Source organism: Candidatus Cardinium hertigii (assembly GCF_003176915.1).
Classification (GTDB): Bacteria; Bacteroidota; Bacteroidia; order Cytophagales; family Amoebophilaceae; genus Cardinium; species Cardinium hertigii_A.
This window is the reverse complement of the sequence record NZ_CP029619.1, coordinates 265689-279993: the sequence shown is the minus strand read 5'-3', so window position 1 is coordinate 279993 and position 14305 is coordinate 265689. Positions and strand designations below refer to the sequence as shown.

6 protein-coding genes are annotated in these 14305 nt (G+C 32.2%); all 6 read left to right on the top strand.

Annotated elements, in window-relative coordinates; translation table 11 throughout:
* The first annotated feature begins 90 nt into the window (after positions 1-90).
* From DK880_RS01135 to DK880_RS01110, 6 genes are read left to right on the top strand one after another with little or no spacing between them, the layout of a single operon-like run.
* On the top strand, positions 91-1290 hold the full coding sequence (locus DK880_RS01135) for an MFS transporter (RefSeq protein ID WP_162534084.1): 1200 nt from the start codon (positions 91-93) through the stop codon (positions 1288-1290).
* Entirely contained in the window at positions 1280-8314 is a 7035-nt protein-coding gene (locus DK880_RS01130) for an SDR family NAD(P)-dependent oxidoreductase (protein ID WP_162534083.1), read from the top strand. The genes DK880_RS01135 and DK880_RS01130 overlap by 11 nt, the downstream gene beginning before the upstream one ends.
* Entirely contained in the window at positions 8311-11442 is a 3132-nt protein-coding gene (locus DK880_RS01125) for an alpha/beta fold hydrolase (protein WP_109997009.1), read from the top strand. Before DK880_RS01130 ends, DK880_RS01125 begins: the two co-directional genes overlap by 4 nt.
* 46 nt (positions 11443-11488) lie before the next feature.
* Positions 11489-12046, top strand: a complete 558-nt coding sequence (locus DK880_RS01120) for an isochorismatase family protein (protein ID WP_109997008.1) — start codon at positions 11489-11491, stop codon at positions 12044-12046.
* Between the two features lie 17 nt (positions 12047-12063).
* A complete protein-coding gene (locus DK880_RS01115; RefSeq protein ID WP_109997007.1) occupies positions 12064-13476 on the top strand; it encodes an FAD-dependent oxidoreductase in 1413 nt (470 codons plus the stop codon).
* The gene (locus DK880_RS01110; RefSeq protein ID WP_109997006.1) at positions 13469-14254 is read left to right on the top strand and encodes a 4'-phosphopantetheinyl transferase family protein; all 786 of its coding nucleotides are present in this window, start codon (positions 13469-13471) and stop codon (positions 14252-14254) included. Before DK880_RS01115 ends, DK880_RS01110 begins: the two co-directional genes overlap by 8 nt.
* Positions 14255-14305: the final 51 nt, after the last annotated feature.

Below are 14305 nucleotides of genomic sequence, written 5' to 3'. Positions count from 1 at the left end.
ATAGTTTTAAAAATTGTTTAAAAAAAATTTATGGATTGCGCTATGAATACGCTAACAAAAAAAATAATTATGCTAGCACTATGCTTAATATTGTTTATAGATGGGCTTGGCATTTCCATTGTTTTACCTCTATTCTCTGAAATGTTTTTAGACTTACATAAAAGTATTTTATCTCCTTCTACTTCTATTCAAACTAGAAACATATTATACGCGGCTAGTTTAATTGGTTTTTCTTTAGGCATGTTTATAGGTTCTCCTATTTTAGGTGAATTGTCTGATAAATATGGACGAAAACGGATATTGTTATTATCTCTTATAGGTACATTTGTAGGATATTGTTTATCTGGAGGTGGCGTAGTGCTGAAATCTCCCTTTATGTTCCTGCTAGGGAGAATAATAGATGGGCTTACTGCAGGCAGTATACCAATAGCTCAAGCCGCCATGAATGATATGAGTAGAGAAGATAAAAAAGTAGGCAATATGGGGCTAACTCTTTTTGCTGTAACAGCTGGATATATTATTGGTCCGTTAGTTGCTAAATTTCTCTCCCAAAGTAATAAATGGGCAAATTTTGGGCTTGAAACTCCTTTTTTTGTAACAGCTCTTTTGTCCTTATGTAGCATACTATTCTTGTGTCTATTCAAAGATCAAAAACCTCAAAATGTAGATAAGAAAATTAATTTATTAACTTCCCTTGCTTCTTTTAATGTGCTAGAAAAAATTGGTGATGCTAAAATTATATTAATTGCGCTCTTCTTTTATCAATTAGGTTGGACGCTCTTCTTTCAATATTTACCCTATTTTTTATCTGCTGCAGATTACTCAAAAGAAATTGCAAAAATCTTATCCTTGATAGGAGGGGGGATGGCTATCTCTTTTTGTTTATTAACGAAAACATTTCAAAAAATATTTACGCCCATCCTAGGCTCAATTATAAGTGTGTGTATCATTAGTTTGAGCATATTTATGCAAGTCTTACGTTCTGAGTCCATTACGAGTATTTATATTTTATCTTTTATAGCATCTTTAGGATACGGCTTAGGTTATTCATTTTTATTGGTATACTTGTCACAAAATGTGGACAACACAATGCAAGGTTTAAGTATGGGGCTAGCTGCTTCAATGAGTGCGTTGTCTTCTGCCATAACTGCGTTGCTTGGCTCTTTCCTAGTAAATATTTCCGGTTTATTTACCTATATCGTATCCGGATTTTTCTTTGTAATATGTTTGATGACTTTATTCATTAGAATGTTAATTCTAACAAAAAAATGTATTTACAGTGGAAAATAGAGCATTACATATATTCAGGTCTATATGGAAAAAAGTTGGTGATAGCAAAGAATTGAAAGATCACGACACGATTAAAGTTTTTTTATACTTTGACAACGATGTTCTTGAAATGATAAAATCATTAAATTCTTCTAATATTATTACCTATCCTATCACTATTAATGATTTAACGCTTGATCCGGAAAACAGATTTACCAGCTTGCAAAAAGAGTTAGAAAAACTTAACGCTAAACCTTTAAATGTTTGTATAGCTTTAACAGGATCCATGAATAATTTATTAACAGATTATCCTATTTTAGAAAGTTTTTTAAAAAATACTTTTTTTCTGTTTCAAACGCTACTAGCAATTAAAGAAAAAATTAACGTCTTGTTATTGAAGGAATCAGATTGTGTTTTAGCTGGAATAATGGAGGGAATAGGGTTTTCTTTGGTTGAGGAACATTCAAGTTTTTTATTTAAATCTCTTGAGGTAAAAAAATTGAATGAAGATGGTTTTAGAAGCAAGTGGTTGAATGGTGCTTTATTTAAAGCACCATTCAACTTAATTAAGGATAATGAAATATATGAAGGGTCTTTTGAAAGTAGTCAATTAACCAACATAAATAATACTTTACTAGGAAAGAAAGTATATTTAATAACAGGACAAGGAAAAATAGCCTTACGCTTAGCTAAGTTTTTGAGCAGCAAATACCAAGCAAAAATTATCATTTTTGGACGTAGCGCATTAACAGAGATTGAAAAAAATGAGCTCCCCCTGCAAGGGGTAGCTACTTATATTAAAGTTGATATAGGGAATTTAGGGGAGTTGCAGGAGGCATGGGACTATTGTCTAGCTAAGTATGAAATTATTCACGGAATCTTTCATCTTGCTGGTGTATTAAACGATAAATTATTTCAACATAAAAAATATAAAGAATTTGCGGAAACCCTATATCCTAAGATTCAATGCACTATAAACCTTGATAAAATCTCTGCGCAAACAAAGTTAGATTTCTTTGTATGTTTTTCTTCGTTAAGTGGAACAATGGGCAATTTGGGTCAAGCAGATTATGCTGCTGCCAATTCTTTTCTTAAATACTGGAGTATGCATAGGAATCAAAAGTATCTGCAAGGAGAACGATATGGAAACAGTTTTTGCATTGATTGGGGTCTTTGGGAAAATGGAGGGATGCACATACCTTATAAGCAAGAGAAGCTTTTACCTCTACATACGCAAGAAGCTCTCCATGCTATGGAATATATATTTTCCTCTAGCATACATTACGCTATCATCTATAAAGGTACTCCTTCTCTTTTGATTGATTTTATTAAAAAATTTAATAATTCAGCTGTTGTAATACCTGATTTTCAGTTTGAACAAGCAGAAAATAGCTTTACAAAAAACTTAACGCATTGGGTAAAAGAAATAATTGTAGCGTATACTAAATTACATGATCTTGAAGAGAATGATTCTATTATTGAAAAAGGGGCTGATTCAGTTGCAGCCATCAATATTGCCTCTGAGATTGAAAGAAAGCTTCGAAAAATTAATGATCAGGTACGAATTAATAAAACAATCCTATTTGACAAACCAACTATAGTTTTATTAACTGAATATATTAAAGGACATTTTCTTAGTGAAATAAAAACAATTTTTTCTGGTTTTGAAAAATGCATAGATACTTATAGCTTAAGTAACGAAATTGCTTATTCTAATTCTCCTGTGGAAGAAATTAAGAATCATTTCCCTTCTGCAAGAGATGATGCTATTGCAATTATAGGATTTGCTGGCCAATTCCCAGAAGCAGATTCTATAGAAGTATTATGGAGTAACTTGATACAAGGAAAAAATTGTATTAAAATTATACCTAAAGATCGGTGGAATTGGCGTAAATATTATGATCCTGACCCTAAAAATGAAGGAACTGCTTATGGAAGACATGGAGGGTTTTTAAGATCGATTAAATTATTTGATCCTTCATTTTTTAACATTTCTCCTGCAGAAGCGGAAAGAATGGATCCTCAAGAAAGACTCCTCTTACAAAATACTTACCATGCTATACAAGATAGTGCGCTTACACCCGAATCTCTATATGACTCTGGTGTTTTTATTTCCGTAATGTATGGTCATTATATTTCATATGATGAAAAAAAAGAAAGTATAGATTCATCATATGCTTCACTTGCAAATAGGATCTCTTATAATTTTAACTTCAAAGGACCATCTATAGCAGTAGATTCAATGTGTTCTGGTGGACTTACTGCACTTCATTTAGCAATACAATCAGTAAAAAATGGAGATTGCGCTTCTGCAATAATAGGAGGGGTTAATCTCATGCCCCATCCGGTCAAATATAAAATATTATCTCAGGGGCGTTTTTTAAGTCTTTCTGGAAAATGCAATAGTTTTGGGAAAGATGCTGATGGATATGTTCCAGGAGAAGGAGCAGTAGTATTAATAATAAAGCAATTAAAAGATGCTTTGAAAAACAAGGATTATGTTTATGGTATTATACGAGGTAGTGCTATAAATTCCGGAGGAAAGTCAGCTGGGTATACGGTACCAAATCCTACTGCACAAACAGAGGTTATAAAAAAAGCGCTCGAACGTTCTTTACTTCCACCAGAAGCCATTACTTACCTAGAAACCCATGGTACTGGCACCCCTCTTGGGGACCCCATCGAGATACAGGGCTTAACAGAAGCTTATAAAGTTCCCTATAAACAACATTATGCTCTTGGAGCATTAAAAGCAAATATAGGCCACTTGGAGTCTGCTGCAGGAATTGCAGCTATTATTAAAGTTTTATTACAATTTAGGTATAAGAAAATGGTGCCTACCATTAATTGTTCAGAAGAAAACCCTTTGCTTAATTTAAAAAAAACTCCCTTTTTCTTAGTAAAAAAATTGCAAGATTGGATGCCTGTTCACAATTACCCTAGGGTTGCGGGGATAAGCTCTTTTGGGGCGGGTGGTTCAAACGCTCATGTAATTATTCAAGAACCTCCTAGCTCTACTGTGCAAAATAGCCCCATTTTGCCTATTTATATTTTACCTTTATCAGCAAAAACAGCTTATTCTCTTAAAGAAAATGTCCTTAATTTCAAAAAATGGCTTAAAAATGTTGAGCATATCTCATTATATTCTTTGTCTTATAGTGCAGCGTGTTGCAGAGAACATTTTCGTTACCGCTGTTCCGTACTTTTTTCCAGTCAAGAAGAATTAGTAGATAAATTAGAAGAACTTGTTGCTGAAAGTTTATGGAAGCATTTCAAAACTTCCCTTTTAACCATAAATAGCACAATAGAAAACTTGTTAAGTAGTTTACACAAGGATGTAGAAAGTAATGAATATGTTAGTCTTATTAGGGAAGTCAATAAATTATATAAAGAAGGATATAACATTCCTTGGGAAAAAATTTATAAACTACGTTCGGTGGTAAAATTACCTTTGTATACATTTGATTTAAAGGAATATTGGTCTAATGAATTTGAGCGATCTATAAATAATACCTTACAACAGGATACCTCCATTACCTTTCAGCATTACAATTCTCAAGAGGACTTAAATTATAAGGAAACTAAAAAAGAAATTTTCTATTACATTTCTCAATGGGTAAAAAGTTCTTTGGATGTGAAAAACATCACGGATACACAGAATATAATTTTAATTGATAAGTTAATATACTGGGAAGGATATAAAAACACCTATAGTTATATCGTCGCTCCATTTGATTATAAAAGCTTTAAAGATGCTTTGAATGCTATTGTTTTTACTAATTCTTCAGCCAAACCCATAAAAATATTTATAAATCTACAAGGTCATATATTAGAGAATAATAACCATTATATAGAATATTTTTTTGAAATATCCCAACTAATCATAAAATCTGTTGTCTTTTTTGAAATCGTCATTGTTAAAGAAGAATTAGGTAATATAGACGATGCATGTTATGCTGCTCTGATGGGATTATTTAAATCCATTATACTGGAAAGTAATCATATTAAAGTAAAATTGCTTACGCTTTCAAAAAGTATTTCTGGGCAACAATTATTAAATATTTTTATTAACGAATCTACTTACTATAGTAAATTTTTTGAAGAAATTACTTATCGTCATGAAACAAGACTAGTAAGAACTTTCCACCTGCAGCAATTTCCCAATATTAATAAGTCATTAGTTCTACGGGACAAGGGAGTTTATATAATCTCTGGAGGCTTAGGCAAGATTGGTCAAGTTATAGCTGAATATTTAGCACACTTCTTTAAAGCAACTTTAATACTATTCGGTTCATCTGAGCTTACCCAGGATAAGAAAAATGTGCTAAAGAAGTTACAGACCTTAGGGGGAAAAATAGTTTATAAGCAAGTTGATATAACAGATGTTATACAACTACAAGAGCTCATTAATATTGTAACATTAGCATATGGAAATATTAACGGGGTGATACATGCTGCAGGACGTACTAAAGATAAACTCTTTTTTTCAAAAGAGATTAAAGACTTTAAAAATATTGTAGATATAAAAATAAAAGGAGCAGTTGCTTTAGATGAGGCTACTAAGACGCAAAGCTTAGATTTCTTTCTACTATTTTCATCTGTAGCAAGTGTATTTGGCAATATAGGGCAAACGGATTATGCTACTGGGAATAGTTTTATGGATACATTTGCAACTGTACGTAATGTTTGGGTAGAAAATAAAGAACGCTCTGGCCGTACTGCGAGTATAAACTGGCCTTTATGGGATAGCGGAGGAATGCAAGTAAGCAAAGAAAAAGTGAATCTTATTTATGAACAGCAAGGTATTGCACCTATTACGAATAGAGCAGGTTTACATATTCTTTTATCCATTATAAATAATATTAATTATATCTCACAGGGTGCTATTATGCCTCTTCAAGGGGATAAAATTAAAATAAATGAAGCTTTACACGGTTTATTTGATATTCCTATTGCTAAACTAGAACTAAATAGTTCCTGTAAAATGGATGCTTCTGTTGTACCAGAAAAAATATTGACTCATATTTCAGAGCTTATCAAATTAGATAAGCATTCTATTGAAATGGAGACAACTTTTGGAGACATAGGTTTTGATTCTGTATTACTACAGAAACTAGCAGATAAACTTAAGGAAAGCTTTGAAGTTACAGTTCCACCTAATATTTTTTTCACCTTTAATACGCCTGGTAAAATTCAACAGTATATACAAGACAAATTACCTAAGCAAACATTAAATAGTAACGAACTTATTAAGGATAATTCGCTATCGCTTAGCATTAATGATTTAACACACAAACAAAGTTCCTATGGCTATAAAGTTGCTAACTGTAGCATAATAGGAATAAATGGCATAATGCCAAACGCGCTTAGTTTAGAAGATTTCTGGCGAAATATGCAAAGTGGCATAAACGCTATACAACCCATAAAAAGGTGGAAAAATAGAAATTATTATGGAGGCGTGATTCCTCAAATGAAATATTTCGATCCTGCTTTTTTTAATTTATCAGCAAGAGAAGCTATGCTAATGGATCCTCAGCATCGTTTATTTCTTCAAGTAGCGTATAGTACTATTTTAGATGCAGGATATAACCCTCAAAAGTTGAACAAAGTAGGCGTTTTTGTAGGCGTTCAGTTTAATGATTATCAAATTCTTTTACAACAATGGAAGCAAAGTCGCCATCCTTATGCTGCAACAGGAAATGCACATGCAATGCTTGCAAATAGAGTATCTTATTTGTTAAATTTTAATGGTCCAAGTCAAACTGTTGATTCCGCATGTTCAAGTGCTTTGGTAGCTTTAAGAAGAGCAGTCTTAGCTTTAGAAAATTATGAATGTGACTATGCATTGGTAGGAGCAGTGAGTCTACTCATAGACCATGAAGTTAGCGATGCAGCTGCTAGTATGGGCGTTCTTTCTTCCCAAGGGCGTTGTGCTACGTTTGATGAAGAGGCAGACGGATATGTTAGGGGGGAAGGTGTGGGTTGTGTTTTACTAAAACGAAATAGTGATGCAGTAAGGGATAAAGATAATATTTATGGAAATATTATCAGTTGCTCTGAAAACCATGGTGGGAAAGCGCATTCCCTTACAGCACCCAATCCAGAAGCCCAAAAAGCATTGCTTATACATGCCTATAAGGACAAAGCGTTAGCACGACGTGTCAGTTATATTGAAACCCATGGCACAGGTACAAAACTTGGTGATCCTATTGAAATAGATGCTTTAAAGATGGCTTGGCGCGCGTTGGGAATATGGGAAGATAAACCTTATATAGGGCTTGGTTCTGTAAAAACGCACATAGGACATTTGGAACCAGCAGCAGGAATTGCTTCACTACTCAAAGTATTATTATCTATTAAACATAAAGCTTTACCAGGGAATTTGCATTTTAATAAATTAAATCCTTACATAGCTATTCATAACAGTCCTTTCTACATTGTATCTAACAATCAAAGTTGGGAAAGTGATACGCTTAGAGTGGCTGGAATTAGTTCGTTTGGTTTTGGAGGATCTAATGCCCATGTCGTTATAGAAGAAGCGCTCCCAAGAGAAATAGATACAAACTTTACCGATAAACCATTTTATCTTGTTTGCTTATCAGCGAAGGCCTTGTATTCCTTACAACAATCACAAAAGAACCTCGCACATTATTTAGCTAATCTTTCAAACAAAGCATATAGTTTGGCTAATATTGCTTACACCCTTAATAGTGGCCGCAGCCATTTTCCCTATAGGTGCGCTTGGATAATCAAAAATATAGCAGAGCTAATAGATGGACTTCATCAGCAAACCGAAGCAATTGTAGCGGTAAGCAGCAAAGAAAAAATGGTTGAAACTTTAGGAGATTATAGGAATAGGGATACATACTACTGCGAACTTCAAGAAAGGCGCAAGCAATATTTAGCAGGATATGATCTTGATTGGGAGTTACTGCATGATCATGAACCGAAACTTAGGCTTAGCTTGCCTACTTATCCTTTCTATACTAAACCTTATTGGTTTGAAACAGCTGCAGACTCTAGTATGATTAAAGAGATAATATGAAGGATAACCATATACTTATACAATTAAAAAATATATTTGCAGCGGTCTTGCTTTGTTCAGAAGAAGAGTTGATGTTAGATAGACCCTATATTGATATGGGGGTGGACTCTATACTTGCAATACAAATTGCTAAGTTAATAAAAATAAAGCTGGGATATGAAATTTTTTCATCTGATTTGTACAATTTTACATCTATTAATGATTTAGCCATACATATGGAAAGGCTAAAAGCTTCAGAACAAACACACAGCAGCAAGGGCAATAATTTTAAACCAAATAAAAAAGAAAATAAAGAAAAAATAGCTATTATAGGTATTTCAGGACGTTTTCCTGGAGCAGCTAGCCCTAATGAATATTGGGAGAATTTAATTCATTCTAAATGCTCTATCACAAATGGTAATAGATGGGATGGATTTACTGATAAAAAATATAAAGGAGGGTTCTTAGAAAATATTACTCATTTTGACTCTAATTTTTTTAATATTTCTCCACGAGAAGCTGCCTTAATGGATCCCCAGCAAAGAATTTTAATGGAAGTAGCATGGGAAGCATTTGAAGATGCAGGATTAACAAAAGAAGCATTAAATGATAGTAAATGCGGTGTCTTCACTACTTCGCTTCCAGGTGATTATAAAAATAACACTCAGGATAATAAAAAGATTTATAATAACTTTAGTTTCCTTGGAAATGCTGTATCAGTAAACGCTGGTAGAATATCGTATTTTTTTAATCTAAAAGCTCCTTCAATAAATATTGATACCGCATGTTCCTCTTCTTTAGTAGCAATTGACTTAGCGATTAAATATTTAGAAAGTGGCATATGTGATACCGCTCTTATAGGAGCAAGCTGCATCTTTAGTACACCGGAATTATTTAAACTTGCAAAAAATTCCAATTTACTTTCTAAATCTGGATTATGTTATAGCTTTGATGAAAGAGCAGATGGTTTTGTACCTGCCGAAACAGTATCGTGTATAGTGTTAAAGAAAATAAGTGATGCAATAAGGGATAGACATAGGATATATGGTATAATGGAAGCTATTGGGGTTAACCATGATGGCTATACCAATGGCCTTATGTCACCTAATGTTGATGCACAAAAAGAGTTGATAACCTCAATATACAGGGGACATGAGATAAATTTGTCTGAGCTTGGATATGTTGAGGCTCACGGTACTGGTACTGCTATTGGTGATCCTTTAGAAATAAAAGCTTTAAAGGAAAGTTTTGAACAATTGTCTGATTATAAGTGTTATATAGGATCATCAAAGGCGAATATAGGTCATGCTTTAGTTGCTTCAGCATTAGCAAGCATTATTAAGATTGTACTTAGCTTTAAACATAATACTATTCCTCCACAAATAAATTTTGCAAATTTAAACCCTGAAATTAAACTAGGAGCGTTTAAAATAAATACCAATGTAGTAAAATGGCCGAAAGAAAAAAACTTAGCTGCTATTAGTGCTTTTGGTTTTAGTGGAACCAATGCACATCTTGTTCTACGAAAGCCAGAACAAATAAATTTAAATAAGATAGATACTATTAGACCTTATATATTTTTATTTAGTGCAAAAAATAAAAGACAATTAGAAAAGCTCCTTCATTCTTATAAAATTTTTCTATCTGGTATTGAAGATCAGGAATTAGCTTGTCTCAGTTACAGTTTGAATTGTTCATTAACTCATTTTCCTAATAAATTTGTTTCTATTGCAGAAACTAAAGAGCAGTTACTTGAGAACATTAACATTTTTTTAAATGATAAGCATAACTGCTCTATAAATACTTACCAAAAGCCCCCTTATTCAAAAGAGGAAGTTATGTATCGCCTTACAAGCAACGAGCTTACAGGAAAAGAACTGTATAAATACCTTGCGTATATAGCTTATTTTTTGATGCATGAGGAAAAAATAACTTTGCAAGCGCTGTATCCTAATTTCGTACATAACATATCTCTACCATCTTATCCCTTTTGTAGGGAATATTCTTGGATAGGACAGGATGGGTCCTTTCATAATACAGAAACATCTATAAAAAAAAATGATGCTATTGAAGCATATATAGATGACAATAAATGGTGTGTTGTGGATAAACTCAAAACAAGGCTGTCAGACATTTTAGGGTATAAAGTAGAAGCTATTTCATCTGATCAACCTTTGCAAAGTTTTGGTATTGATTCTATAGTAGCGCTGCAATTATTAGATATATTTCAAGAAGAATATGGTGCCGTTAATCCTCAAATTATTCTTACGTCTAATAACTTAAACGAGCTAGCTGAAAATTTAGAGAAACTTAAGAAGAAAAATCAGTCAAAACCTCAATTGGAACTAAATATTAGCAATACAACTAAAATTTTCTCAAAAGAATTTGCATATAATACTATTCTTCAAGATGGTATTGAGTGGTTTATTTTTGGAGAAAATAATAGGAATACAATCGTCTTTTTACCTCCTTTAAATACACTTGCCCATGTATGGATTCAACAGCTTAGATTTTTCTTAAAAGGAAATAATACAATATATATTCCCCATTATCCTGGCCATGGAAACAGCTTATTTAAGGAACCAGATTTAGAAAATCTGGTTCTTAGTATATTTAAGAGTTTTGAAGCTATTGCTGGAAAATATAAAAAATTTGATTTATTAGGATGGTCGTTAGGGGGATGTATTGCTATCATTCTTAGTTTAGTAAGTCCTAGGGTACAAAATCTCATTCTAATAAATACTTCTGCTAAGTTTGACAACGATATTTTTGCTCAATCAATTACCTTAAGAGAAGCGTTACTATATCATCAAAATTATTTGCAAGATTTGTTTGATTTTTCAGCACAAAATATTATTGATTATATAAGTGCCGGATGTTCACTGGAGGTACTAAAATATTATTACAATAGACTGCAAGAATTCGATGCCACGCCAAAATTATCTTCATTAAATGTACGCTGTATGATAGTGTACGGAGAAAACGATCCTGTTATCAATCTTCATGATATCAATCGCTTGAATTTTATTAGAGATTCTAAAATTATTTCTTTTGAGAATGAGGGACATTTTATACCTCTGACTGCACCATTTAAATTTAATAGATTAATCAAAAATTTTATGGACTATAAAGATGATATTAAACTATAATAAAGCTCATGCAAGTAGGATTATAAAATATTAAAATGGAAAAAATATGTTGATTAACCACAAGGAAGCTTGCGTTTTGATATTTAGCATGCAAAAGGATTTCTTACCTTCTCTTATTAATGGACAAAATGTTTTAGATAGCTGTTACTGGCTAGTAGACTTGGCAAATCATTTTGATGTTCCTGTAATCATAATTGAACATAAAAAATTAGGTGCGTCTATAGGCACATTAACTAAAATAGCCCAAAACCCCCTACATGCAGAAGTAGTTCATTTTTCTTGCCTAAAGGAACCTATAGTTCAAGATAAAATTAGTAAGCTAAAAAGAAAACAATTTTTACTTGCAGGAGCGGAATCACATATAGCGATTAGCCAATCTGCTATAGATTTCAAAAAAAATGGCAGCGATACCTTTGTAATTGTTGATGCTATTACAGCACGAAATGAGATAGATCATTTAACAGCTATTAATAGACTTAACCAGCTCAATATACCTATTGTTACTAAAGAAATGGTATTTTTTGAATTCATTGATAATTCAGAATATTCAAATTATATTGATATGAGCCTCAAATTTCTTGATAGAAGGTATATTCGTGAATAATTAAATGAGGTATACAAATGAGAAAGAAAAGCATAGCTATAATAGGAGGGGGGGGAGCAGGAGCTACCGCTGCATGGGCCTTAAGTAAAGTCCATAATATTTCTTTGTTTGAAATGGAAAATACCTTAGGGGGGCATGCTTATACAGAAACGCTTGAAATAAATGGCCATAGGGTAAAAGTAGATTTAGGAGTAGAGTATTTTTCTGAAAAGCAGGCACCAAATTTATATACCTTATTAAATCATTTTAAAATTGATACATTTATAGCACCTTTATCATTTGGAGCTGCTTCTAAGGAAAAGAATGATGAATTTTGGACTAATACACACATAAAAGGACCTATATGGGAAAAAATTTCTAGAGAATGTAGTAGGTTTCATGCTCAAATGCATGAAATAATTCATCTAGATAATCCTATTGTACAAAAAACGACTTTAGGACAATTTTTAAAGCAAGAAAATTATTCCAAAGATTTCATATATAAGGCATTACTCCCATTATTAACAACATTTTCAAGTGGAAATTCCCAAACCTTAGCGTATAGTTTAACTTTTTGTGCCATTTCTTTTTCTATGGGATTATTGTCTTTCTTTCATCCCACTTATTGGCGAAAATCTGAAGAAGGAATTGGTAATTACTTATCAAAGATCTCTCAAGAATTAGGGGATAAGATACATCTTAATAGTAAAGTTGTAAAAGTCGAAAGAGATAGTAATTGCGTATTAATATATGTAGATAAAAAGCCACCACTAAAGTTTGATGAAGTAATTTTTGCTACTCATGCTGATACCACGTTGTCAATGATAAGCAATCCTACTGATGAGGAAAAAAATATTTTAGGTCATTTCGAATATACACCTATAGAATGTGTGTTACATTCTGATTTATCTATATTAACTAAAAAATTTAATGCTACTATTTATTGTGAATTTACTTATAAACAGCATGAAGACCGATTTATTGGTTCATTAACCCGTGTAATTAATTGTTTAGACCCTTATAAGCATATAGAAACACCTATCCTAGTTACTTTCGACCCTAAGTTCACAATATCAGATCAATATATCTATCTAAAAAAATATTGGAAAATACCTAAATTAAGACCACAAGATATGAGCAATAAAAAAAATATACGGAAACTTCAAGGAAAAAATCATTTTTGGTTTTGCGGCACAGATACAAGTCTCACAGGTCATGAGGGAGCTATTGTTTCAGGTCTAGTAGTAGCAGATGCCTTGGGAGCATATTACCCATTCTCACATAATAATTGGGCTACCATGCAATTTAACATAGTTAAAAACATAATGGGCATATATACACCTTATGAACAAGTAACAAATATCATTACCAATAGCATCTACTTTATAGCCAAATCGCTCGGTTTGCATAAATCCCAAGTATCGAAAGTATTTTTGGATTTCTATGCGTGATAGTTTAATTTTAGACAATTTTTTTATTTTTGATTTTGACCTGAAAGGAGAAGAAAAATTTGATATAGAGAATAACAAAATATCTTTATGTCTTGCTAAAAAAACTGATAGAGAATTAGAATTAATTAAAAATAAATACCTTCATTTGGAAGAGCTTAGTAAGCTATCAAAATATACTTATACTTTAAAAAGGAGGAGTTTTCTGTTAGGGAGAATAGTTGTAAAAAAGCTTATCGCACATCACATAAATAACAACAGCTATTCTAAAGACATTAAAATTAACAATACTATAGAGGGGGAACCTTTTATAGAGGGAAGTAATTTTAATATCTCTATTGCCCATTCGGATGATTTGGGGGCTGCTGTAATAAGTCCACCTTGTATTAAAGCAACCATAGATATAGAATATACCGCTCATTTACAAAAAATAGATTCATCATCTTTTAGCAATAGTGACTTATATATGTTTCAAAGTATCCTACAACAGGAAGCATATGTTATACAAACTTGCTTATGGGCTTCAAAAGAAGCGCTAGTAAAATTTTTAGGTATAGGTTTTACGATCCCATTTGATCTATTAGATCTAGAGAAGGTCGTTAATTATGATACTGATATATTCTTTATATACTTTAAAAATTTTAAGTCAGTTAAAGTAGTTGTTATTAAAGAAAAAGGAATTATTCTTGCTATATGCTTGTCTAAACCAATAAATATTACTAACCTGAGAGAATTTGCCATATTATTTCGATTCTATATTAATCAAATATTTATCGAATGAAGGAGGTCATTGTCTTATTTTCAGTATATACATAAAAATATTTGTTACTTA